At 58.2% G+C, this 23,503-nt stretch carries 18 protein-coding genes and 1 pseudogene; 7 read left to right on the forward strand and 12 right to left on the reverse strand.

Translation table 11 applies throughout. The annotated features are described in order from the left end of the window. Positions 1–338 precede the first annotated feature (338 nt). The 4 genes from ACFSE1_RS11625 to aspS all read right to left on the reverse strand — a co-directional run bounded on the left by ACFSE1_RS11625 (position 339) and on the right by aspS (position 5,551). On the reverse strand, positions 339–2,417 hold the full coding sequence (locus tag ACFSE1_RS11625) for a putative bifunctional diguanylate cyclase/phosphodiesterase (protein WP_377401119.1): 2,079 nt from the start codon (positions 2,415–2,417) through the stop codon (positions 339–341). Positions 2,418–2,428: 11 nt separating this feature from the next. Beyond that, on the reverse strand, positions 2,429–3,073 hold the full coding sequence (locus ACFSE1_RS11630) for a glutathione S-transferase family protein (protein ID WP_377401122.1): 645 nt from the start codon (positions 3,071–3,073) through the stop codon (positions 2,429–2,431). A gap of 205 nt (positions 3,074–3,278) precedes the next feature. Further along, entirely contained in the window at positions 3,279–3,602 is a 324-nt protein-coding gene (locus ACFSE1_RS11635) for a DUF1236 domain-containing protein (protein ID WP_377401125.1), read from the reverse strand. A gap of 158 nt (positions 3,603–3,760) precedes the next feature. Further along, positions 3,761–5,551 carry an aspartate--tRNA ligase gene (gene aspS / locus ACFSE1_RS11640; protein ID WP_377401128.1) on the reverse strand — a complete coding sequence of 597 codons (1,791 nt, stop codon included), beginning with the start codon at positions 5,549–5,551 and terminating at the stop codon, positions 3,761–3,763. Between the two features lie 257 nt (positions 5,552–5,808). On the opposite strand from aspS, the gene ACFSE1_RS11645 reads away from it, so the two are divergent. Next, positions 5,809–7,215 (forward strand): multicopper oxidase family protein, encoded by a 1,407-nt coding sequence (locus tag ACFSE1_RS11645; RefSeq protein ID WP_377401427.1) that lies wholly within the window; start codon positions 5,809–5,811, stop codon positions 7,213–7,215. Between the two features lie 123 nt (positions 7,216–7,338). Next, complete coding sequence (gene rnd / locus ACFSE1_RS11650) at positions 7,339–8,493, forward strand: ribonuclease D (RefSeq protein WP_377401131.1); 1,155 nt, start codon at positions 7,339–7,341, stop codon at positions 8,491–8,493. A gap of 253 nt (positions 8,494–8,746) precedes the next feature. On the opposite strand, the gene ppx is transcribed toward rnd, so the two are convergent. The 4 genes and pseudogenes from ppx to ACFSE1_RS11670 all read right to left on the reverse strand — a co-directional run bounded on the left by ppx (position 8,747) and on the right by ACFSE1_RS11670 (position 14,426). After that, complete coding sequence (ppx, locus tag ACFSE1_RS11655) at positions 8,747–10,267, reverse strand: exopolyphosphatase (RefSeq protein ID WP_377401134.1); 1,521 nt, start codon at positions 10,265–10,267, stop codon at positions 8,747–8,749. Between the two features lie 63 nt (positions 10,268–10,330). After that, positions 10,331–12,481 (reverse strand): annotated as a pseudogene (locus ACFSE1_RS11660) (RNA degradosome polyphosphate kinase); the annotation flags it as partial. 87 nt (positions 12,482–12,568) lie between these two features. Continuing rightward, complete coding sequence (hdaA, locus tag ACFSE1_RS11665; RefSeq protein WP_377401137.1) at positions 12,569–13,279, reverse strand: DnaA regulatory inactivator HdaA; 711 nt, start codon at positions 13,277–13,279, stop codon at positions 12,569–12,571. Next, entirely contained in the window at positions 13,263–14,426 is a 1,164-nt protein-coding gene (locus ACFSE1_RS11670; protein ID WP_377401140.1) for an AI-2E family transporter, read from the reverse strand. The genes hdaA and ACFSE1_RS11670 overlap by 17 nt, the downstream gene beginning before the upstream one ends. Before the next feature lie 287 nt (positions 14,427–14,713). Between ACFSE1_RS11670 and purM the strand changes: the two genes are divergently transcribed. Both purM and purN read left to right on the forward strand, forming a co-directional pair. Next, positions 14,714–15,787, forward strand: coding sequence for a phosphoribosylformylglycinamidine cyclo-ligase (gene purM, locus ACFSE1_RS11675; RefSeq protein WP_377401143.1), 1,074 nt, complete (start codon positions 14,714–14,716; stop codon positions 15,785–15,787). After that, positions 15,784–16,443 (forward strand): phosphoribosylglycinamide formyltransferase, encoded by a 660-nt coding sequence (gene purN / locus ACFSE1_RS11680; RefSeq protein ID WP_377401146.1) that lies wholly within the window; start codon positions 15,784–15,786, stop codon positions 16,441–16,443. The genes purM and purN overlap by 4 nt, the downstream gene beginning before the upstream one ends. A 21-nt stretch (positions 16,444–16,464) precedes the next feature. On the opposite strand, the gene ACFSE1_RS11685 is transcribed toward purN, so the two are convergent. The 3 genes from ACFSE1_RS11685 to ACFSE1_RS11695 all read right to left on the reverse strand — a co-directional run bounded on the left by ACFSE1_RS11685 (position 16,465) and on the right by ACFSE1_RS11695 (position 20,086). Beyond that, positions 16,465–17,286 (reverse strand): alpha/beta fold hydrolase, encoded by an 822-nt coding sequence (locus ACFSE1_RS11685; RefSeq protein WP_377401150.1) that lies wholly within the window; start codon positions 17,284–17,286, stop codon positions 16,465–16,467. A gap of 65 nt (positions 17,287–17,351) precedes the next feature. Then, entirely contained in the window at positions 17,352–17,954 is a 603-nt protein-coding gene (locus ACFSE1_RS11690) for an NUDIX domain-containing protein (RefSeq protein WP_377401153.1), read from the reverse strand. Then, positions 17,951–20,086: a molybdopterin-containing oxidoreductase family protein gene (locus ACFSE1_RS11695; protein WP_377401156.1), complete on the reverse strand. Its 2,136-nt coding sequence runs from the start codon at positions 20,084–20,086 to the stop codon at positions 17,951–17,953. The genes ACFSE1_RS11690 and ACFSE1_RS11695 overlap by 4 nt, the downstream gene beginning before the upstream one ends. Positions 20,087–20,172: 86 nt before the next feature. On the opposite strand from ACFSE1_RS11695, the gene ACFSE1_RS11700 reads away from it, so the two are divergent. From ACFSE1_RS11700 to ACFSE1_RS11710, 3 genes are all read left to right on the forward strand, one after another. Continuing rightward, entirely contained in the window at positions 20,173–21,039 is an 867-nt protein-coding gene (locus tag ACFSE1_RS11700; protein ID WP_377401159.1) for a 23S rRNA (adenine(2030)-N(6))-methyltransferase RlmJ, read from the forward strand. An 85-nt stretch (positions 21,040–21,124) separates the two neighbouring features. Then, positions 21,125–21,772, forward strand: coding sequence for a ribonuclease T2 family protein (locus ACFSE1_RS11705; protein WP_377401162.1), 648 nt, complete (start codon positions 21,125–21,127; stop codon positions 21,770–21,772). 94 nt (positions 21,773–21,866) lie between these two features. Beyond that, entirely contained in the window at positions 21,867–22,448 is a 582-nt protein-coding gene (locus ACFSE1_RS11710; RefSeq protein WP_377401165.1) for a glutathione S-transferase family protein, read from the forward strand. A 75-nt stretch (positions 22,449–22,523) separates the two neighbouring features. Here ACFSE1_RS11710 and ACFSE1_RS11715 read toward each other — a convergent pair whose 3' ends face one another. Continuing rightward, entirely contained in the window at positions 22,524–23,165 is a 642-nt protein-coding gene (locus ACFSE1_RS11715) for an outer membrane protein (RefSeq protein WP_377401168.1), read from the reverse strand. Positions 23,166–23,503: the final 338 nt, after the last annotated feature.

Below are 23,503 nucleotides of genomic sequence, written 5' to 3' on the forward strand. Positions count from 1 at the left end.
ATCGCCGGCATGGGGCTGCAACCCAAGCCGGCGCTTCTTTATCTCATGGAGAAGCACGAAAATCATAAGACAAGCGATTCATTGTTTCACGGAAACGCTGAACCGCTCTAAATCTTTGTAATTACGCATTTCCGGACGGAAAACCGCTAAACACTTTTCCTGGAAATGCTCTAAACGATGTCTGTCCAGGCACCTTCTACAAACAAACAGCGCGCCCATCCGGCGCGCTGTTTTGATGATGTCCTTTGCGGAAACCGATGGATCGGGTTCCCCGGAAATGCTCCCTCTCTTTGATGCAACGCTGTGCGAACCGCTAACGCAGATCTGCCAGACGCGCCCTAATTGGCTACGCGCCGGGATCTGCATTCCTGCCCCGACAATCTCTGCGAATCCGCAAGTGCCTCTATTGCCTCCGGCTCCACAGGGGGACTGAAAAGATAGCCCTGAAGTTCGTGCACGCCATTTTGGCGCGTCCAGTCACTCACGCTTTCTGTCTCGACACCTTCGGCTACGATCGTCACCTGCATCAGGTTGAGCATGGAAATGACCAACGTCAACATTTCCTGGTTACGCGGCAGGCCGGAAATCAGGCTGCGGTCGATCTTGATGCAATCCACCGACATCTCATTCAGGCGGGCAATATTGGAATAGCCTGTGCCGAAATCATCGATGGCAATTCTGACGCCGAAATCGCGAACAGCGGCAAGGTTTGCCTGCAATAACGGATCGCTTTCCGAGAAAAGCGTTTCAGTCAACTCCAGTTCCAGACGATCCGGCGGGCAATCGTAGATGGCGAGCACCTTCTTGACGACAGCGGCAAACTCCGGCTGGCACAGCTGCCGCAGGGAGACGTTGACCGACATGATCAGGTCAAGACCGCCTTCAGCCCAAATCTGCCGTTGCTTGACCGCCTGCTCCAGAATTGTCGTGCCTATGTGGTTGATCAACCCTGCCCGTTCCGCCAGCGGAATGAAGCGCGCCGGCGCAATAAGTCCTTGCACAGGATGTTTCCAGCGCGCCAGCGCCTCGACACCGACCATTTTACCATCGCTTGCGCAAACGCGCGGCTGGTAGAAGGGTATGATGTGGCCCTGCCGCAAGCCATCGCGCAAGCCGCTCAGCAATTCCAGCTCGTCTTCCCGGGCGCGGCTGAGCGCCTCCTCGTAGAAGAAGTACCGATTGCGCCCTGCCCCCTTCGCTTCATACATCGCAAGATCGGCATTGCGCATCAATGTTTGCAGGTCGTTGCCCTGAGCGGGGAAGGAGGCGATCCCAATGCTGGGCGTGACCATCAAATCATGCCGTTCCGCCTGCACTGCAAGCGACAGACGCTCAATCAGGCGTTTGGCAAGCGCTTCCAGCCAAAGAGTGTCTTCTTGCGGCCATGTCACCAGCAGCAGGAACTCATCGCCGCCCAGGCGAACAACCGCGTCACCTTCGCGGCACAGCTCTGTCAGCCGTCTTGCCGCCTCACACAGCAGCTTGTCGCCCTGCAAATGCCCAAGCGTATCGTTCACAGCCTTGAACTGGTCGAGATCGATGAACAACAGGCCGATGCCGCTATCTTCCTGCACGGCACGCGCCTTCAGGTCGGCAAAGATCTGCGGCAAAGCAAGACGATTGGGCAAGCCTGTCAACGGGTCGTGATAGGCGAGCTTTTGCGCCAGCGTTTCCGCCTCTTTCAGCTCCGTCACATCCGATGCACTGATGAGGATCGATGGCGAACCCGAAATCGGATCATAGCAGAGCCGCGCAATCAGTTCGTGCCAGCGTCGTCCGCGCGATGTCCAGACCTCGGCAATGTGGCGGGCCTCGCCGGCGGCGTTCACCGCCTCCAGCAGCATGGCGTAGTCCGCTTCCTTCACAAACCGTTCCTGCAAGCCGCCATATTTGCCATCGAAGTTGGCGCGGGCGGAAGGATTGCAGTACAGCGTGGTGCCGTCCTGGGCGTGCATGGAAATCATCAACTGCGTATGGAGAAGCGCATCGGCACTGCGAATGGCCTCTGGTACGCTGCTCAGCTCTTCGCGACCTTCGCACAGCATGCCCATGCGCCCATCGGGCAGACGCGAACCGCTGAAACGCACGTGCAAGGGGCGCGGCACCCCGCGAGGATAAAGCGTCCACATCTCGGTGAAATTCGCATCCCGGCTGATGAAATCCGCCTGATACTGCAGCAGACGGCGAGACACTGCGGGCGACATGTCATGCTTCATAGAGCGATTGCGCAGATCCTCAAGGCTATCGGCCGCCCAGATATCCAGCGCTGCCTTGTTTCCCCAGACGACACGGCCCTCATCGATATCGAAGATCCAGACGGCCGTGGAAAGGCGGTCCAGAACTTCTGATCCGCTGGTTCCCAGCTTCAACAGCTCTGTGAGCAGGAGAGGATGTTCCGGAAGGTTTTCAGCCGTCATGCCATTGTTCCTCACGCGGCCTCACGAACGAAGGGGCTCGCCCGTTCGCATAGCATGGACAGGGGCTGAAAACCGGGCAAGGACTGGACCTGTTCGATCCAGGCCAACACTGCAGGGAAGGCGGCCATATCAATGCCCGCCTCGTGACCCAGATGAACATAGCCAAAGATGGCGATATCGGTGATGCCGAAGGTATCGCCCAGCATGAAGCGGCTTTTTTGAAGATGATCGTTCACGATGCGCAAACCCGCCATCGCCTTGCCTTGCCAGGCAGCGATTTCATCGCCTCTCCCCGCGCCTCGATCAGGGGCGATGTGGCTCAGGAAGCGGGCGGGAGAAATGAAGGGTTCAAGCCGGGTTTGCTCGAAGAACATCCATTGCAGGCTTCGGGCGCGATCCTTGACAGTGCCCGGCAAGAGCTTGCTTCCCTCCGCCAGCAACCACAGCATGGCATTGGATTCTCCAATTCCATCGCCATCTTCCAGAAGCAGGTACGGAACACGGCCGAGGGGATTTATGGAAAGAAACGTTCTCGACCGATGGTGTACGGCAAGAAGATCGACATTCACGATATCAATATTTCGCCCGGTCAGACATGAAACCAAAAATGGCTTGAAGCAATTACCCGATCCACGCGTTACAAATAGCTTTTCCATAAGAAATCCCGCATATATATAATTCAGTATTGCGGGTAAGCATTTAGAATTGGTTATTTCAACGTTGCATTCCAGATATAGCCTCTAAAGTGCGTCAGAATCTAATATTAAAAATTCCGTTTACTATTGACACTTTGATAATGTCTTTACCTAGCATGAAGCCGCACACGAGTTGCGGCTTCATCTGTAGGATATTGCGCAGACTTTAATCCAGCACCTGGATCACTTCTCGCGTGCCGGGATCCACAATGACCCGACGCTCGTTGACAACCGTGTAGGCATAATTGTCGTAGCCATCGACAACACGCATCTCAACATCCTGCGGCAGCACTCGGCCCACCAGAACATCCCCCTGATAGGCAACAGACGGAACTTCCTGCTGCATGACATAGGTGCGGACCTGAGCCGGCATCTCGCGAACCACAACGGCTCCCGGAGGAGCTGGCTCCGTAACAACGACAGTCGACTGGGCCATAGCCGCTGTCGAGATGAAAAGGGTCGCGCTGGCGACCATGAGGGACTTCAGCATGTAACTCTCCCTGAGTTGCTTCGCACAGACAACACCAAGCTGCCGGGTTGGTTCCGTCGGTGGCTGCAAGCAGACGGATCAGGTTGAGCGATGAATGGAAAAAGCCGCCATGGCTGCAACCACGGCGGCTTTAATGTCTGCCCTGAAACAGGGATCTATTAGTCTTTCTTCTGCGGCGGCACCACACGCAGCGCCAGTTCGCGAAGCTGTGTCGGCGTTGCTTCCGAAGGCGCATTCATCAGGAGATCCTGAGCCTGCTGGTTCATCGGGAACAGGGTGATCTCGCGCAGGTTCTTCGCGCCGACCAACAGCATGATGATACGGTCGATGCCGAAGGCGCAGCCGCCATGCGGAGGAGCACCGTACTGGAAGGCGCGGTACATGCCGCCGAAGCGCTCTTCCACATCCGCCTTGGAGAGACCCACCAGTTCGAACGCCTTGACCATGAGTTCAGGCGACTGGTTACGAATGGAGCCGGACGCGATCTCGAATCCATTGCAGACGGCATCGTACTGGAATGCCTTGATGGTCAGCGGATCCTGCGTTTCCAAAGCCTCAAGCCCGCCCTGCGGCATGGAGAAGGGGTTATGCGCGAAATCGATCTTCTTTTCTTCTTCGTTGTATTCGAAGAATGGGAAGTCAACGATCCAGCATAGCTCGAAGCGGTCGCGATCAACGAGGTTGAGTTCCTCGCCAGCGCGCGTGCGCGCCTCACCGGCAAACTTGTAGAACTTGGCAGGATCACCCGCGACGAAGAAGCAGGCATCGCCCGCCTCAAGGCCCATCTGGGTGCGGATGGCTTCTGTGCGCTCTTCACCAATGTTCTTGGCAAGCGGGCCGGAGCCTGCAATCTTGCCGTCTTCTTCCTTCCAGAAGATGTAGCCAAGACCCGGCTGACCCTGGCTCTGTGCCCAGGCATTCATGCGGTCGCAGAAGGCGCGGCTACCGCCGGTCTTGGCCGGGATTGCCCAAACCTGAACCTTCGGGTTGGAGGCAATCATGTTTGCGAACACCTTGAAACCGGAGCCATCGAAGTGCTCGGTGACCGCCTGCATGACAATCGGGTTGCGCAGATCCGGCTTATCCGAGCCATACTTGCGGATGGCTTCGTCATACGGGATGCGCGGCCAGTTCTTTGTCACAGGCTTGCCTTCGGCAAACTGTTCGAACACCGACGTCATCATCGGCTCCATCGTGCCCCAGACATCTTCCTGGGTGACGAAGCTCATTTCGACGTCAAGCTGGTAGAATTCTCCCGGCAGGCGGTCTGCGCGCGGATCTTCATCACGGAAGCAGGGCGCGATCTGGAAGTAGCGGTCAAAGCCCGCCACCATCAACAGCTGCTTGTACTGCTGCGGCGCCTGAGGCAGGGCGAAGAACTTGCCCTGATGAATGCGGCTTGGCACGAGGAAGTCACGCGCACCCTCCGGCGAAGACGCCGTGAGGATTGGCGTGGAATATTCGGCAAAGCCTTCCGCCGCCATCCCGGCGCGCATTGCGGCGATAACCTGGGTCCGCTTGACGATGTTCTTGTGCAGCGTCTCGCGGCGCAGATCGAGGAAGCGATACTTCAGGCGCACGTCTTCCGGATAGTCCGGCTCGCCAAACACCGGCAGCGGCAATTCCTTCGCCGCAGACAAAACCTCGATCTCCTGGGCATAGAGTTCGATCTCGCCCGTGGGCATGTTCTTGTTCACAGTCTCGTCCGTGCGGGCCTTGACCACGCCGTCGATACGGATGACCCATTCGCCGCGTACGGTCTCGGCCACCTTGAAGGCCGGGCTGTCGGGATCGGCCACGACCTGCGTCATGCCGTAATGGTCGCGCAAGTCGATGAAGAGCACGCCGCCATGGTCACGGACGCGATGAACCCAGCCGGAAAGGCGGACGGTGGCGCCGACGTCGGACTTCCTGAGAGCGGCACAGGTGTGGCTGCGGTAACGGTGCATTTTCAATATCCTGGAATCACGTGTGTCGGCAGGGAAGCAGATTCCCGCCGACAGTGGCAAATTGGGGCGAAAAGCGCATGACACGCCCCCTTTGTCAAGGCAGCGCGGGCAATTACGGCGGGGTATACTGTGGCGAGTGTATGGAGAAGAGCATCCTGCGACAATGATTCCGCGCAAGACTTTCATTTCATCATCGCCTCCATTTCATGAATGGAGTAGTCAGGTATCGCTTGAATAGAGAACGCAGGTCCTGGATGATCCCTTCCCTTTCCCGTCGCACCCTCCTGAAAACGGGCGCAGGTCTGGCTGCCTATGGCATCGGGCTTGGCGCTGCAGCCTTCGCCCACCGCTCGGCAGAGGCAGCCAATAGCGTGGAACTGGAAGCGGCCACAGGCGATGCCCTGCTGGACGGCCAGCATCTGACGCATGGGGTGATGACCTATCGCAGAAAGGACCAGGCGGAAATGCTGATGCCGCCGACGCTGCGCATGCGCAAAGGCGAACGATTTTCCGCGCGCCTGACCAACCGCCTGGATGAGCCGACGACCATTCACTGGCACGGCCTGCGGATCGACAACCGCATGGATGGCGTTCCCTTTCTCACCCAGCCTTACGTCTATACCGGCGACAGCTTCGACTACTCCTTCGTGCCGCCGGATGCCGGTACCTTCTGGTACCACCCGCACTGCAATACGCTGACCCAGATGGGACGCGGCATGACGGGAATGCTCATTGTGGAGGATCCGGCAGATCAGACTTTCGATGCGGATATTGCCATCAACCTGCGTGATTGGCGGCTGGGCAGCGATGGCCAGTTCATTGAAATGTTCAAACCGCGCGATGCGGCGAAAAACGGCACCTTTGGCACTGTGCGCGGCGCGAATTGGCAGATCCGGCCAGACTATCATGCCCCGTCAGGCGGGCTCGTTCGGCTGCGGCTGGTCGCCAGCGACGTGACACGCATCTATCAGCTGAAGCTCGAAGGGGCGGAAGCACTGGTGATCGCGCTTGATGGTCAGCCGGTACCCTCGCCCTTCATGGCCGAGAACGTAACGCTCGGTCCCGGACAGAGGCTCGATCTCGTTCTTCGAATGCCGGATACGGAAGGCGCAACCGTCTCGCTGATCGATACCAGGCCTTCTGCGCCGAAAACGGTCGCCCTGTTTCACGCTCATGGGCAGAATCTGAAGCGCATGCTGGGAGATGTGAAAGCCTTGGCACCCAATCCGTGGCAGGAGCCGGATTTGAAAGGCGCCGAACAAGTGCCTCTCATTTTGAGCGCCACCGCGGAGAATGCCGCGAGGGACTCCTTCTGCGGCTCTCTTGGCTATTCCTTCTGGGCCATCAACCGCGTGCCCTGGCCGGGCGATACGAGCGACCCCATGGCGCCTCTGGCTGAATTGAAGCTCGGTAAAAGCTACATCTTCAATCTGGAGAACCTGACCCCGCACCTCCACCCAATTCATCTGCATGGCATGAATTTCAAGGTCATTTCATCGAGCACGCGCAAGGTGCCCGAAGCTGTGACCGATACTTATCTGGTGGCTGCGGACGAGAAGGTGCAACTGGCTCTGGTGGCTGACAATCCGGGTGACTGGGTTCTCCACTGCCACATTATCGAGCACCAGAAGACAGGAATGACGTCCTATATTCGTGTGACGTAAAGAGCGCCTTATCTGCATTATCCGGTTGGTTTCTGCCCTGTTTTTGCCACATGTGTTGACATTGGCGGGGATAAGCGGAAGGAAGATGAAACGTTTTTTTCCATTCTGCGAATTTTGAAGCTGATGATCGAAACCACTGCCGCTCTCGAGGATGCCTGCCGGACCCTGGCCCGTTCCGAATTTGTGACCGTTGATACGGAGTTTCTGCGAGAGACAACCTTCTGGCCGGAACTATGCCTGATCCAGATGGCAAGCCCGGATCTTGAAGTGATTGTAGATCCACTCGCAAAGGGTCTCGATCTGAAACCCTTCTTCGAGCTGATGGCCAACCCGGCTGTGACAAAGGTTTTCCACGCAGCCCGGCAGGATCTCGAAATCATCTATCATCTGGGACAGCTCATTCCGCATCCGATTTTCGACACGCAGGTGGCGGCGATGGTGTGCGGCTTTGGCGATTCCGTCTCCTATGACCAGCTCGTCCAGCGTACGAAGAATGTCCAGATCGACAAGTCATCGCGCTTTACCGATTGGAGCCGTCGCCCGCTTTCGGACAAGCAGCTCGATTACGCGCTGGCCGATGTTACCCATCTGCGCGACGTATATCTCTTCCTCAAGGACCGGCTTGAAAAGGAAGGACGTACAACCTGGGTCAGCGAGGAAATGGCGGTTCTGGAATCGCCGGAAACCTATGACATGCACCCGGACGATGCCTGGCTGCGCCTGCGGTCACGCCTTCGCAAGCCGCAGGAACTCGCAGTGCTGAAATATGTGGCGGCCTGGCGCGAACGCGAAGCACGCAGCCGCAATGTGCCGCGTTCACGCGTCCTGAAGGACGATGCAATCTTCGAAATCGCCCAGCAGCAGCCAAAGGATGTTGAAGCGCTCAGCCGCCTGCGCACCATCCCGAAGGGCTGGGAACGCTCTTCCTCTGGCGCCGCCATTCTGGAAGCCGTCAATACCGCGCTTGCGCTTCCCAGAAGTGATATGCCGCAAGCGGTGAAGCATGTTCATATGCCGGAAGGCGCGCAATCGGCTGTGGAACTTCTGAAGGTTCTTCTGCGCCTGATCTCGGAAAAGCACGGCGTTGCGGCCAAGATTCTGGCAAGCAGCGATGACCTGGACAAGATTGCGACCGATGGCGAAAACGCCGAAGTTCCGGCCCTGCAAGGCTGGCGCCGGGAGCTTTTCGGCGATCCGGCGCTCAAGCTGATTTCCGGCGATGTCGCGCTTCGCTTCGTGGACAAGCGCGTGGAAGCCGTCGAACTCGCTCAGGAATGAGCATCTGGCTGGCTGTCCTTCGGGCAGCCAGACCTACAGCATGTCGCGCAAGAGTGCGCAGCGGTTTTGCGATGGCGACATACGTAAAAACAAGAAGTCAAAGCACGTTGTATGAGGCTGATAAGCCGCAACGTGCTTTAGTGAGCCTCATTGTTTTGCGCAAACTCTGAACCGCTCTAACTCTTTGTATTTCCGGATGAAAACCGCTTAACGCTTTTCTCAGGTAAATGCTCTGGCTTGAAAGCGCCAAAGCTTATTCGAAGACGAAAGCCAGCCTCTTGTTCGTCAGCTTCGCCAGCTGTTGCAGGCGGCCATCCAGCCTTTCGCCGGCAAAATTGATATATTCGTGCGGCACCACAAGCTCCAGATCGAGATCAGGATTGCTGGAGCGCCGGAAATACAAGTGGTTCACCACGCCCGGCATGGACGCAGAAAATAGATAAACCACACGCAACAGACCGCCCAGAAGCTTGGCGAGGCTCAGCAGGCGTGGCGTTGCCAGCTGTGAAAGGGGCTCCGTCGCCCCGTCGTCATGCAGCCCCTCGAAACGATAGTAATTCGCCAGGGCAAGATAGGCGCGGCCCGCATGGGTGATGCCGACCAGTGAGGAATGTGCAATCAGGTTCAGCGCCTGCAAGCCGCGATAATCGGGGTGGGCACGCCAGCTGATATCCGCAAGCAGGCAGGCTGCACGACGATAGCGGCTTTCCTCTTCCGTCTCCTCGATGCCGAAGGCGGGCACCATGCGGCCTGTCCATTCCGCCAGTTCGCGGGCATGCTCCGGCGATCTCGCCCGCAGAATTGCCAACTGGTCTGCGGCCAACAGCAAGGGATCCTGCGCCTGCTCCTCCGGTGGCAGCTGCGCGAAGAGATAGCCCTCGCGCACGCCTTGCGCGGAAAACACCACGCGGGATGGCTTCATGACGCTGAGAACTTCCTGCATGGCAACGGCGCCGAAAGGAAGCAAGGCCCTGCGATTCTTGGAGACGGACTGCCAGGCCGGATCCCGGCTGTCTTTCGAAAGCACAACCTGCTCCAGAAAGTTCTGGATCTCATCCAGTCTCAGCTCATAGCCCTGCATCATGTGCAGCGGGTAGTGGATCATTTCCATGTGCAGCTTGGCGATGTTTCGCCACGTGCCGCCCACGGCATAGAAGGTGCGGCCCTCGCCTTTGGCAAGAAGCTTGGCATCTCTCACATGGGCCTTGGCAAGCGTACGCGCCTTCGCCAGCGAGCCGCCGGAGGTTTCGGAAAGCCTCAGTCCGCCGAGCGGCAGGGTGATGCCCTTGCCCAGCTGGCCGGAACGAATATCGATCAATTCCAGCGAGCCGCCGCCAAGATCGCCTGCGATGCCATCCACTTCACTGAAGCCGCTGATGACGCCGAGTGCGGAATAGAGCGCCTCTTCTTCACCGGACAGGACCTGAACCGGATGGTTGAGAATGCGCTCCGCTTCCTCGATAAAGGCGGGGCCGTTCAGGGCCTCACGCGCGGCAGCGGTGGCCAGCACGAAAATGCGGGTTGCCTGTGCCTGATCGGACAGCGCGCGAAAGCGGCGCAGAGCATCCAGTGCACGCGTGACGGCCTGATCATCCATTTTACCGGACAGGCCGAGCCCCTTCCCCAGCCCGCACAGCACCTTCTCATTGAAGAGAATGGCCGGTGAACGGGAAAGGCCTTCATACACGACGAGGCGGACAGAGTTCGAGCCAATATCCACAACGGAAACAGGAGCGCTTCCGGGGAGACGCCCCTGTGCATCAGATCGTACCATACAACCCTATTTCTTACGTCGGGCCTATTTCTTGCGACCGGAGACAATACCGGCAATGAGTTTCGGCGCACTCGATTTCAAGGCTTCCCCGCGCCCTGATAGGCTGGGGTTTGTCATAAAATAGTGTTGCGCGTTGAAAGGTTCCTCACCCTTGCGAACTTCCATCCTGCGCGACGTTCCATCGGGCAGTATCTCGTAGCTCTGCTGGTTGTCAATGAGGTTGCCAAGCATGATCTGTGAAAGAACCTGCTCGTGTACTGTAGGGTTAAGAAGCGGAACGAGCGTTTCCACACGCCGGTCGAGATTGCGCGGCATCATATCGGCAGAGCCGATATAGACGAGCGCTTTTTCCGATGGCAGGCCATAGCCGTTCCCGAAGCAGAAGATGCGGCTGTGCTCCAGGAACCGTCCGACAATGGATTTCACGCGGATATTATCCGAAAGGCCGGGCACCTGGGGACGGAGGCAGCAAATGCCGCGAACGACGAGGTCCACTTCCACGCCGGCTATGCTTGCGCGGTAAAGCGCATCGATGATTTCCGGATCCACCAGAGAGTTCATCTTCATCCAGATGGCCGCCGGATGCCCTTGGCGGGCATGGACAATCTCTTCTTCGATGTGCTTGAGAATGCGCGGGCGCAACGTATAGGGCGAAACGGCCAGCTTCATGCTCTCTTCCGGCTCACCATAGCCGGTGATGAAGTTGAAGACATTGGCCATGTCATGGGCAATCTTGGGATTACAGGTAAAGAAAGAAAGGTCCGTGTAAATCTTGGCGGTGACCGGGTGATAGTTGCCGGTGCCAAGGTGGCAATAAGTGCGCAGCTTGCCATCCTCGCGGCGCACGACCATCGACATCTTGGCATGCGTTTTCAGCTCGATAAAGCCGAAGACAACCTGAACGCCCGCGCGCTCCAGGTCCCTCGCCCAGCGAATATTGGCCTCTTCATCGAAGCGCGCCTTCAACTCCACCAGCGCCGTAACCGATTTGCCCATTTCCGCCGCGTCGATGAGGGCGCGCACGATGGGGCTGTCGTTGGAGGTACGGTAGAGCGTCTGCTTGATGGCGAGAACATCCGGGTCACGCGCTGCCTGAAGCAGGAATTGCACCACCACATCGAAGCTTTCGTAAGGGTGATGGACCACCATGTCCTTTTCGCGAATGGCGGCGAGGCAGTCCCCGGCGTGCTCACGGACGCGTTCGGGAAATCGGGCATTGTAAGGCTCGAAGCGGAGATCGTCGCGCGGTGCCTTGGCAATTTCCGACATTGTGTTCAGCGCCAGAAGCCCCGGCAGAACGGCAACGCGATTATCCGGCACGCCCAGTTCCTGCACCACGAACTGGCGCAAGGAAGCCGGCATTTCACTATCGGTTTCGATGCGGATGACCTTGCCGCGACGGCGGCGCTTGAGCGCGGTCTCAAAGAAGCGAACCAGATCCTCCGCCTCTTCCTCGACTTCGATATCGCTGTCTCGAATGATGCGGAAGGTACCGGACCCTCTCACCTCATAGCCCGGGAAAAGCCGATCAATAAACATGCTGACGACATCTTCGAGGGTGATGTAGCGGATCGTCGCGCCATCGTCGGGCAGGCGAATGAACCGGTCCAGCGTCGGCGGCAGGCGCAACAGACCGGTCATCGGCTCACGCCCGCTTTTGCTGTCCAGTTGCAAGCCTATCGAAAAGCCCAGGTTGGGAATGAAGGGGAAGGGATGCGCCGGATCGATGGAAAGCGGCGTGAGGATGGGGAACAGATTGTCTTCGAAGTCGCTGGCCAACCAACCTCGGTCTTCTTCCGAAAGCGCTGCCGGACGCACGATCAGAATATCTTCCTTGGCCAGATATTGCTGCAGTACGGCAAGCGATGCCTGCTGTTCCATCTGCAGATTGTCGATTTCTTTCAGAATTTCTTCCAGCTGCTCTGCCGGTGTCTTGCCATCCGGGCTGCGCACCACGATGCCCTGCCGCACCTGGCCCTCAAGCCCGGCCACACGCACCATGAAGAATTCATCCAGGTTGGCTGCCGAGATGGACAGAAACCGGATGCGCTCCAGCAATGGATGCGCCGTGTTCAAGGTTTCTTCCAGGACTCGCCTGTTGAACTGCAACCAGGAGAATTCGCGATTGATGAAGCGCTCCGGACTGTTCAACAGTTCCGAGGCAGCCACATCCTTCTCGGCAGGCAACGCAGTGTTTTCAGACATCTGATCCATGGGAGACCCCTCTTATGGCCGGAATCGAAGCGTATTCCGGCTGCTTCCGTCCGGCGTTATAACTTTTCAACGACGGAAAGATGACAGTCAATCTTCGCGATCGGCTGATGCGAGGCTTTCTAGCACTTCCGCGGCCAGGGTGCGGCTGATGCGGGTGCCGCGCGCCAATGCGAGGCGATCCAGCCGATCCACCACGCCTTGCGCCGCTTCCATGGAGCGCTCCATGCGTGCCACGATATAGGCGACGATCCGGTCATCGATGTGCAATTGGCGATCGGCAAACAGCTTGATGATGACCTGCCCCAGCAGATCTTCATCCGGCTCGCCGATTTCCACCACGGTTGCCGCCTTCAGGCGCGAGCGCAGGTCCGGCAGCGTGACGGGCCAGGACATGGGCCACAGTCGCGCTGTGATCAGCAAGCTATGGCCGTTTTCACGCACGCTGTTGATCACATGGAACAGCTCGTTATCGTCAAAGCCCACACGGTCGGCATCCTCGAAAAGCACGGGGCCGGCAGCCGCCACGGTGGCGCTTTCGGCACCGGCCTTGGGGTGAATGACCGCCGCATTGGCACGCTCCCGCCAGATGTTGGCAAGATGGGTTTTTCCACAGCCAGCCGGTCCTGTCAGGATCACCACCGGGGCGTTCCAGTTCGGCCAGGCATCGATCATGGCCACGGCAGCACTCACCGGCTCGGCAACCAGCAGGTCATCGCGTCCGATGGCAGCATCATGGGTCAGCGCCAAAGGAAGTTGCTCCGGGCGCTGACGCTTTGTCTTTTCAAGCGTCTCTGTCATGCGAAATTTGGGGCTCTTGTACGGCCTTGGTCGATAGCTCTGCCTTGTCATCCCAGGGCAGCGCCGTCGAATGGCCGAAATATATGTCGCTTTGAAGATAACGCGTCAGAGCGAAACGAACAAGCACGCCCACCATCGCAGCGGCAGGTACCGCAACCAGAAGCCCGACAAAGCCGAACATGGCACCAAAGGCCAGGAGTGCGAACATCAACCAGACGGGATGCAGACCGACGCTGGAACCAACAAGTTTCGGCTGAAGAATATTTCCCTCGATGAACTGGCCGGAGAAGAAGACCGCCATGGTGGCAATGATCCAGCCATAATCAGGCCAGAACTGCATGAGCGCAACGCCCACCGCCAGGATGAGGCCGACCAGAGAACCGATATAGGGGATGAAGCTGATCATACCTGCGACGAAACCGATCAGCAGCCCGAAATTCAGGCCGACAAGCGACAGGCCGACCGCATAATAAATACCGAGGATCAGGCAGAGAGACCCCTGCCCACGAATGAAGCCGGACACAGCCTGATCCATTTCCCGCGCCAGTTGGCGGATTGTCTGGACCTGATCACGAGGCACCCAGCTATCCACTTTCTCGACCATGCGGTCCCAATCGAGCAGGATGTAGAAGGCGACCACCGGCGTGACGACCATCAAGGAAATAACATCCACCAGTGTCTTGCCGGAATTCCAGAGCTGGTTGAGCAGCCCGCCGAGAAAGCCCGCGCCCTCGGACATGAGGCTGGAGAAATTCTGCTTGGCGTTCTGGATCTGGGTCACGACCCAGCCCGGCAGATAGGAGTTTTCCGGACTTGCGATCAGTTCCTGCAGCTTGGTCACGTATTCCGGCAGCACCTTGGCGAATTCGCTGAACTGGCCGATGATGAGCGGGACCACGATAACCAGGCCGGCTGCGAACATCAGCACGAAACTGATGAGAATGACGACCGTGGCCATGAGGCGGCTGAGGCCACGCCTCTCCAGCCAATCGGCAACCGGATCGAGAAAATAGGCAAGCGCCATACCGGCGATAAAAGGCAACAGGATCGTGCGAAACGCCAAAAGGAAGATGATGAAGGCCAGGAGCGCGAAGAACCAGAACAGGACGTAGCGCCGGAGGCTCGCTCCACTGATATGGTAGGTCATGAACAGGGTCCTTTGCTGCACTGCTTCCTGAATTGGGATAGGTGGCGGGAGCATCAAGGTCAAGCGTAGAGCTTTGTGCCCGTTATTCCGACTGAACAGCTTGGAAAACCGGGGTGGCAGGCGTGTTATGCTTGCATATTGCTGCACTCCATGCCATGGCCAGCCTCATTGAAGCGGTCTGGGCTTGAAGGCCCATACAGACCGTGATCCTTTAGGATTTGCGCAGGTTCTGGCAAGAACCGCAGTCTGTGTTCAGGCACCTGCCGGGTTGGAAGCGGAGACGGGGAATGAGCGAAGCGGGCAAGAATGGCCTCACCTACAGCGATGCGGGCGTCGATATCGATGCGGGCAACCTGATGGTGGAAAAGATCAAGCCTGCCGTGCGCTCCACCCGGCGCCCGGGCGCTGACGGCGAAATTGGCGGCTTCGGCGGCCTGTTCGATCTGAAGGCCGCAGGCTTCACCGATCCGGTTCTGGTTGCTGCCAACGATGGCGTCGGCACCAAGCTGAAGATTGCAATCGATGCGGACCGCCACGACACGGTCGGCATCGATCTGGTGGCCATGTGCGTCAACGATCTCGTCGTTCAGGGTGCAGAGCCGCTCTTCTTCCTCGACTATTTCGCAACCGGCAAGCTGAACCCGGATCAGGGCGCGGCAATCGTGACCGGCATTGCCGAAGGGTGCCGCCAGGCGGGCTGTGCCCTGATCGGCGGCGAAACGGCGGAGATGCCGGGAATGTATTCCCACGGCGATTACGATCTGGCCGGCTTTGCGGTAGGTGCCGCCGAGCGCGGCCAGCTGTTGCCGACCGGCGACCTCAAGGAAGGCGATGTTATCCTTGGCCTCACCTCTTCCGGTGTTCACTCCAACGGCTTCTCGCTGGTGCGCAAGATCGTTGGCGTTTCCGGCCTGAGCTGGAATGATGCGGCCCCCTTTGCCGAGGGCAAAAGCCTTGGCGAAGCACTGCTCACACCAACACGTATTTATGTGAAGCCGCTTTTGAAAGCTATTCGCGCAACGAACGCTATCAAGGCGCTGGCGCATATCACCGGCGGCGGCTTTCCGGACAATATTCCGCGCGTTCTGCCCGAGCATCTTGCGGCTGAAATCGATCTCGATAGCATTCCCGTGCCGCCCGTCTTCTCGTGGCTGGCCAAGACTGGCGGTGTCGTTGCCCATGAAATGCTGCGCACCTTCAACTGCGGCGTGGGCATGATTGCCGTCGTTGCGGCGGAGAATGCACAGGCTGTGACGGATGCACTGACCGCAGAAGGCGAAGTGGTTGTGCCGCTTGGGCGCATGATTGCCCGCGCCGAGGGTGACGCAGGCACCGTCTACAAGGGAACGCTTGCCCTATGAGCGCAGCTCGCAAGCGCGTTGCCGTCCTGATTTCCGGCGGCGGCTCCAACATGCTGGCGCTGGCCGATGCCTGCGCCGCCCCCGACTTTCCGGCGGAGATCGTCGGCGTCATTTCCGACAAGAAGGCGGCGGGTGGACTTGCGAAGGCCGCAGCCCGCGGCATCCCGACCTTTGCGCTGGAGCGCAAGGACTATGCCTCCAAAGCAGAGCATGAAGCCGCCGTGCTGGAGGCATTGGCATCCTGCAAGCCGGATATTGTGTGTCTGGCGGGCTATATGCGCCTGCTCTCGGCTGAGTTCATTCGCCCCTATGCAGGCCGGATCCTCAATATCCACCCTTCCCTTCTGCCGCTGTTTCCGGGTCTTCACACGCATCAACGGGCAATCGACGCCGGCATGCGGGTGGCGGGCTGCACCGTTCATTTCGTAACGGAAGGCATGGATGAAGGTCCGATTCTGGCGCAGGCGGCAGTGCCCGTTCTCACAGACGATACTGCGGAAACGCTGGCAGCGCGGGTGCTGACTGTCGAGCATCAAACCTATCCGCTGGCGCTCTGGCTTGTCGCCAGCGGCGAACGTGCCTTCCCACACGATGGCGAGAAGAGCAAAGCTGCTCCTGTCTGCAACGATCCTCAGGCGCGCATTATCAGCGCCTGACGCCTTGCGCCCCTCCTCCTGTCATGCCCTCAGGAAGGTCATCAGGTCTGCAGCGAGTTGATCCTTGTGGGACGCAAGGAGCCCGTGGGGCGCACCTTCATATTCAAGAAGGCGAGCGTTCGCGATGGCCTGAACAGCAGCGCGACCGGCGGCATCGATCGGCACCGTCTCGTCAGCCGTTCCGTGAATGATCAGCGTCGGCACACGAAAATACGCAAGGTCCGGGCGAAAATCTGTCGTTGCAAAAGCTTCTGCGCAGGCCAGGGTCGGCTTCAAACCTGCCATCATGCTTTGGTTGAAGGACCAGTCGATGATTGCGTCACTGACAGAGCCTGTAAAGACACCGACGCCGTAAAAGCTCTTGAAGAAGGACTGGAAGAACTGGGCGCGGTCTGTCTTCATGCCTTGCGCCATGTCGTCAAACTTGCCTTGCGGCGTGCCATTCGGGTTATCGTCCGTCTTCAGCATGAAGGGAACGACAGACGAGATGAGAGCGGCCTTCGCAATGCCTTTTCCGCCATGGCGGGACATATAGCGGGCCACTTCGCCGCCGCCCATGGAGAAGCCGAAAAGGGCAGCATTGTCAGCGCCGGTCGCTTCGATCACATCGGCCAGATCATCGCTGAGTGTATCGTAATCATAGCCAGTCCAGGGTTGGTCCGATCGACCGAAGCCGCGGCGGTCGTAGGAAATGGCACGAAAGCCGCTTTCTGCCGCAAACATGGCAAAATCATCCCATGTATCCGAGGTGAGCGGCCATCCGTGCAAAAGAATAACCGGCTGCCCCTGCCCCCAATCCTTAACGTAAAGCTCGTTGCCGGATCGGGTCTTGATCATGGTCATGGGCTGGGTCCTCTTCGTGGTTCAGACCCCAATAACGCGCCAGACTCTGCCGCGTTCCTGTTCCATCACCTCTTGGCCCTGAGATTCAGCGCCGCCCATTGCAGCAGCATGATGGTCTTGCCGTCGCATATCTCTCCAGTCTCGATCATGGAAAGAGCCTGATCGAGCGGGATTTCCAGGATCTCGATATCCTCATGTTCTTCATCCAGCCCGCCGCCATCGGCCACACGGTCAGACGTATCGATGGTGGCCGCAAAGAAATGCAGCACTTCCGTCACGGCACCGGGCGACATGTAGCTCTTGAAGAGAAAACGAACATCGCGAACTTGATAGCCCGTCTCTTCAATCGCTTCACGGCGGATTGCTTCTTCCGGATGATCCCCATCGAGAAGACCAGCCGGGGCTTCAATCAAAAAGCCGTTCGAGCCGTTCTTGAAGGCAGGCATGCGGAACTGGCGAACCAGCACAACGACATCGCGTTCAGGGTCGTGCAGCAGAATGGTCGCACCATTGCCGCGATCGTAGACCTCACGCGACAGACGAGCTGTCTTGCCCTTGCGCGAGGTATAGTCGAAGGTCACCTTGTTTAGATGATACCAATTGTCCGAGAGCACACGGTCTTCGATGATATCGACTTTCACATTGGTGAAAGCTTCTGGCTTTGTCATGACAAGTCCTTTTCAAGCCAGACGCGATTATCGTGAACCGCAGCCCCGCCATAGGGCGCAACCGGATCGGCGCCTGTTAGAACATTAATGCCCTCGCCATCCAGATGAGCGGTATTCGGCCAAAGGCCTTCCGCAATCAGAACCCCGCGCCGCGCGCTTTCGGCAATGCGCGCATGCAAGCGAACCGATCCGCGCTGGTTGCCGAGCCGTACGATATCGCCATCAATAATGGAAAGGCGCGCAGCATCGTCCGGGTGGATCATCACATCCGGGCGTCCCTCCTTCTCCCGAGAGGTTTTTGTCTCGGCAAAAGAGGAGTTCAGGAAGTTCCTGGCCGGTGACGTGGCGAGCCGGAAAGGATGCTGTGCATCCGCCAGTTCTATGACATCCACCTGATCCGGGAACAGTGGAAGCTCCGCATGAGGACCAAGAGGACCTAGGCTGGCGGGCGTCTTGTTTGGAGAGGGACCATTGGCCCAATCCGGGCGGAAGCGGAACTTGCCGTCAGGGTAGCCGAAGCCGTTCAGATAATGCGATTCCTCAAAACCGGGCTGGCAATCCACCCATTTGTCAGTCAGCAGCTGTTCATAGCCCGGCCACCCGTGCGGCAACAGCATGCGGTCAATGTGCTCCCGCTCGGTCAACCCGAAGCCCGGATAATGATCAACGCCGAGGCGCTTTGCCAGTTCTTCGATGACAAAGAGATTGGTGCGCACGGTTGCTGGCGGCTCCACCAGCTTCGGCCCCAGAAGAATGTGGTTCTGCCCACCGGCGCGGTAAAGATCGTCATGCTCCACGAACATGGTGGCAGGCAGCACGATATCTGCCACTTGCGCCGTGTCTGTCATGAAGTGCTCATGCACAGCCGTAAACAGATCGTCGCGCATGAAGCCCTGCCGCACCAGCCGCTGTTCCGGCGCGACATTCATCGGATTGGTGTTCTGGATCAGAAGCGCCGTCACAGGCCCACGATGACGAAGAGCCACCGCATCGCCGGTCAGCACACGGCCGATCTGCGACTGGTCAAGCATACGAATATCCGGGTCGGCATAGGCCGTACCCATCAGCTCACGCTTATCCAGTTTGAACAGCTCGCCATTATTGTGGAAAGCGCCGCCGCCCTCATATTGCCAGGAACCAAGCACAGTCGCGATAGAGAGCGCTGCATGCATGGCCACCGTGCCATTGCGCTGTCGTGTGAAACCGTAACCGAGGCGGAAGAAAGTCTTTTTCGTCGTGCCGACGAGGCGGGCGAAAGCTTCAATTTCGTCCACGGACAGACCGGTAATGCCTGCGGCCCATTCCGGCGTTTTGGCACGAAGATGCGCCTCAAGCCCCGTCGGATCATCGGCGAATTTCGCCATATAGTCCCGGTCGGCATAGCCATCGCGAAACGCAATATGCATGATGGCGCAGGCAAGGGCCGCATCCGTGCCAGGCTTCAGAATGATTTTCACATCCGCCTGCTTCATGGTGGGGCTGTCATACACATCCACAACCACAATCTTGGCGCCGCGCTCTTTTCGTGCGCGGATGGCATGGGTCATCACATTGACCTGGGTTGCCACCGGGTTTGTGCCCCAGATGACCACGCAATCGGACTTTGCCATTTCACGCGGATCGGGACCGCGAAGCGCGCCCGTTCCCATCACATAGCCAGTCCAGGCCATATTGGTGCAGATGGAGCCGAAAAAGCCGGAATAGCGCTTGGCGTGGCGCAAGCGCTCAATTGAATCGCGCTGCACCTGCCCCATTGTTCCCGCATAGAAATAAGGCCAGATGGCCTCGCTGCCATGGGCCGCCTCTGCCCTGACAAAGGCGTCTGCAATCTCATCCAGGGCCGCTTCCCAGCTGATCTCCTGCCAGTCACCACTGCCTTTTGCGCCCTTCCGGCGCTTCGGCACCAACAGCCTTTCGGGGTGGTAAAGGCGCTCGGCATAGCGGGCCACCTTGGCGCAGATCACACCGGCCGTATAGGTGTTAGCATTGGCGCCACGCACGCGACCAATCCGGCCATCGGCGGCAATATCCACCTCCAGCGCGCAGGCGGAAGGACAGTCGTGAGGGCACACGGTCGCCTTGGCAACCGGACCGGTGGTATTTTTGAGTGAGATCGGGGTCGCAACGTTCATATCTTTCCTATAGGACATGCACAGCTTCGCAAAAAGCGGCTTTTGCGTTGCATCTCATCAATTGAAGCGATCCAGCAGGTTTTTGAATGAATTACCGCCATATCTATCATGCGGGCAATTTTGCCGATGTGCTCAAACACGCGGTGCTGGCGCTGTTGATCCGTTACATGCAGAAGAAGGACAAAGCCTTCCGCGTGCTCGACACCCATGCGGGCATTGGCCTTTACGATCTTTCCTCTGAAGAGGCGCAGAAGACCGGCGAGTGGCGGGACGGGATTGGCAGGCTTCTGGAGGCCGATCTTGATTCACAGGTGGCCGCCATCCTTGAACCCTATCTTTCGGCTGTGCGTGAACTGAACCCGCAGGGTGGCATCACGTTCTATCCCGGCTCGCCGAAGCTGGCGCGCATGTTGTTTCGTCCACAGGACCGGCTGGCCGCCATGGAACTGCATCCGGATGATTACCGCCGCCTCTCTCGCGTATTCGAAGGCGATTTCCAGGTGCGGGTCACCGAACTCGATGGCTGGCTTTCGCTGGGCGCGCACCTGCCGCCAAAGGAAAAGCGCGGCATTGTTCTGGTCGATCCGCCTTTTGAAATCGACGGCGAATACAAGCGCCTCGTAGAAGGCTTGGCAACGGCCTATCGCCGGTTCCCCGGCGGAACCTATTGCCTGTGGTACCCGTTGAAAAAGGGCGCGCCGATCAAGCAATTTCATGAAGCGCTGCAGGCGCTGGACATACCCAAGATGCTATGCGCCGAACTTTCCGTCAAAAGCGAACGCGACACGACGGGGCTTTCTGGCTCGGGGCTGATTATCGTCAACCCGCCCTTCACTTTGAAAGATGAACTTCATCGGCTACTGCCCGTGCTGAAGGATGCTCTGGCGCAGGATCGGTTCGCCTCGGCCCGCGCCTTCTGGCTTCGCGGCGAAGAGCGCGCAGAACGGGATTGAAGGCTCCCAAGCTTTGCGCTTGCCGCCCCTTGACCGGCGAGCCTTGACTGAGACATCTTCCGCGCAAACGGGAGATTTCAACTCAATGTTTCAACGCATCTTTATTAGCCTCCTGGCGACATTTCTTTTTATTTCTTCCGGGGTTAGCCGGGCTGACGACAAGGCCGGAAATTTCGACTTCTACGTGCTCGCGCTTTCCTGGTCCCCCACCTTTTGCGATGGCAAGCGCGCCAAGAACAGCCCGGAACAATGCGGCGACGGCAAGAAGTTTGGCTTCATTGTTCATGGCCTCTGGCCGCAAAACGAAAGCGGATATCCGCAAAATTGCAGCACGAGCGAACCTCGCCGGGTGCCAGAGGCGCTTGGACGCCCGTATTTCGACATCATGCCCTCAATGGGCCTGATCGGCCACCAGTGGCGCAAGCACGGCTCCTGCTCCGGTCTCAGCCAGAAAGCCTATCTGGAAACAACCCGTGCCGCGTTCAACAAAATCAAGCTTCCCTCCGACATTTCGACTGCCAATGCCACCAGTTTTTCGGCGGAAGAAATCGAGCAGAAGTTCGTCGCCGCCAATCCCGGCCTGACCGCCGAGTCGATCGCAGTGAATTGCGAGAAGGACAAGTTCGAGGAAGTGCGTATCTGCATGACCAAAGACCTCGGCTTTCGCGCTTGCCAGGAGGTGGATCGTGGCGGATGCCGCCTGAAGCGAATAACGGTTCCTCCGACGAAATAATCCATTTGGCGCACTTGCAGCCGTCCCTCTCGCGGTTCAAGAATCGCCACCTCAGCAGTCCGCCGATGACGGACCTTTAGACAGGACAATGATCATGAAATTGCTTGTGTCACCCACTTCCCCCTATTCTGCCAAGTGCCGCATGGCGGCGATCCATCTGGGGCTCAAGGTTGAAGAGGTGAATGTCGACACCTCCGCGGAACCGGCAGAGCTGATCGAACACAATCCGCTCGGCAAAATCCCAGTGCTGCTGCGCAAGGATGAGCCGCCGGTTTATGACAGCGTCGCCATCATGCACTTCTTCGATCGGCTGTCTGAAGGTGCGCTTTACCCGAAGAAGGAAGAAAAGCGAACGGAGGCCGAGGTTCTGGAAGCGCTGATCGATGGCATCACCGATTGCCTTCTTGCCATTATCTACGAAAGACGGTTCCGCAGCGAAGACAAGATCGAGCAGTCATGGATAGACCGCCAGTGGAACAAGGTTACGCGCGGGCTGGATTACCTGGAAAACAATCTGCCGAAAACGGAGAAGAAGCTGCACGGCGGGCACTTCGCCCTGGCGGCGCTCATCAATTATCTGGAACTGCGTTTCGCCGGTCAATGGGCTGAAGGGCGCCCGAACCTGGCGGCATGGCCGGAGAAGTTTACGAAGCTGTTCCCCGGTTATCGCGAGTAAGCGCAACCTTTCCTGCAAAACGAGAAAGGGCGGAGGTTTCCCTCCGCCCTTTCTTCGTATCCACCTTTTGGCAGATCAGAACTTGACGCCGATACCAACCTTGACGGAGTGGTCGTCGAAGCCGCGCGAAACGGTCGAACCACCAAGGTTGAAGTCCTTGTCCTGGTAGTCGGAGTAACGATATTCAACACGAGCGGTGATGTTGTTGGTCACCATGGTCTCAACACCTGCACCGACCGTGTAGCCGAGAGCCGTCTTGCTGTCGGAACCGGCAGCGCTGGACAGTTCGTGGTCAGCAGCGGCCAGACCAGCCGTACCGTAGATCATGAAGGGGTTCAGATCGTAACCGACGCGGCCACGGACAGAGCCGTTCAGCTTCTGCTCGCCGGTCACACCTGCACCTGCGGAAGCCTTCTGGTCGTTGTAGCCGAGGTCAGCTTCAGCACCGTACACAATGTTGCCGCTCTGCCAGTTGTAGCCGCCGTAAACGCCACCGCCCCAACCGTCGGCGCTGCCGTTGTTGCTGCCCTTGTTGAACTTGCCCCAGTCATGGGCGCCGTAACCACCGAGGTAGAAACCGGACCAGTTGGAAACAGGAGCAGCCGTTTCAACAGCAGCAGGTGCTTCCGGGATCTGGGTAACGGCGTCAGCCGCCTGTGCCGAAACGGCAGCCAGGGCAGCAGCAGATGCCATGAGGGTCGCGATGAGAGTACGCATACTTATTCTCCTTTTCATTGCCGGGCGGGAAGTGGCGTTCCAATCAACGACACGTGGCTGTTCCCTGCCGCGTTGAACCAGAATTTGGTGGGCAATTGAGGAAATGAAAGTACCGAAATGTGAATTGATTGTGGCAACGAGGTGGCTGAATCTGGATGTTGCTTGAAAGCAACATGGATATTATTAACCTTACCAAAAAGTATACGGCCCTGCTGCTGCAGCAATAGTATTCACATCGGCGTGAATACATCAATAGCCACCGCCAAGATTTCTACGTGTGCGTGCATACCGAAAGCCGCTTCTCATCCTTTCGGTAATCCATCGGCTTGATTGGCGCG

This window comes from Affinirhizobium helianthi (assembly GCF_042680945.1).
In the GTDB taxonomy this organism is placed as follows: domain Bacteria; phylum Pseudomonadota; class Alphaproteobacteria; order Rhizobiales; family Rhizobiaceae; genus Neorhizobium; species Neorhizobium helianthi.

Excerpts from the sequence above, each read along its gene's own strand:
- ACFSE1_RS11630 (WP_377401122.1), bottom strand. The coding sequence starts at position 3,073 with ATGGAAAAGCTATTTGTAACGCGTGGATCGGGTAATTGCTTCAAGCCA.
- ACFSE1_RS11695 (WP_377401156.1), bottom strand. The coding sequence starts at position 20,086 with ATGAACGTTGCGACCCCGATCTCACTCAAAAATACCACCGGTCCGGTT.
- hdaA (WP_377401137.1), bottom strand. The coding sequence starts at position 13,279 with ATGACAGAGACGCTTGAAAAGACAAAGCGTCAGCGCCCGGAGCAACTT.
- purN (WP_377401146.1), top strand. The coding sequence starts at position 15,784 with ATGAGCGCAGCTCGCAAGCGCGTTGCCGTCCTGATTTCCGGCGGCGGC.
- ACFSE1_RS11625 (WP_377401119.1), bottom strand. The coding sequence starts at position 2,417 with ATGACGGCTGAAAACCTTCCGGAACATCCTCTCCTGCTCACAGAGCTG.
- ACFSE1_RS11670 (WP_377401140.1), bottom strand. The coding sequence starts at position 14,426 with ATGACCTACCATATCAGTGGAGCGAGCCTCCGGCGCTACGTCCTGTTC.
- rnd (WP_377401131.1), top strand. The coding sequence starts at position 7,339 with ATGATCGAAACCACTGCCGCTCTCGAGGATGCCTGCCGGACCCTGGCC.
- purM (WP_377401143.1), top strand. The coding sequence starts at position 14,714 with ATGAGCGAAGCGGGCAAGAATGGCCTCACCTACAGCGATGCGGGCGTC.
- ACFSE1_RS11690 (WP_377401153.1), bottom strand. The coding sequence starts at position 17,954 with ATGACAAAGCCAGAAGCTTTCACCAATGTGAAAGTCGATATCATCGAA.
- ACFSE1_RS11685 (WP_377401150.1), bottom strand. The coding sequence starts at position 17,286 with ATGACCATGATCAAGACCCGATCCGGCAACGAGCTTTACGTTAAGGAT.
- aspS (WP_377401128.1), bottom strand. The coding sequence starts at position 5,551 with ATGCACCGTTACCGCAGCCACACCTGTGCCGCTCTCAGGAAGTCCGAC.
- ACFSE1_RS11715 (WP_377401168.1), bottom strand. The coding sequence starts at position 23,165 with ATGCGTACTCTCATCGCGACCCTCATGGCATCTGCTGCTGCCCTGGCT.
- ACFSE1_RS11710 (WP_377401165.1), top strand. The coding sequence starts at position 21,867 with ATGAAATTGCTTGTGTCACCCACTTCCCCCTATTCTGCCAAGTGCCGC.
- ACFSE1_RS11700 (WP_377401159.1), top strand. The coding sequence starts at position 20,173 with ATGAATTACCGCCATATCTATCATGCGGGCAATTTTGCCGATGTGCTC.
- ppx (WP_377401134.1), bottom strand. The coding sequence starts at position 10,267 with ATGGTACGATCTGATGCACAGGGGCGTCTCCCCGGAAGCGCTCCTGTT.
- ACFSE1_RS11705 (WP_377401162.1), top strand. The coding sequence starts at position 21,125 with ATGTTTCAACGCATCTTTATTAGCCTCCTGGCGACATTTCTTTTTATT.
- ACFSE1_RS11635 (WP_377401125.1), bottom strand. The coding sequence starts at position 3,602 with ATGCTGAAGTCCCTCATGGTCGCCAGCGCGACCCTTTTCATCTCGACA.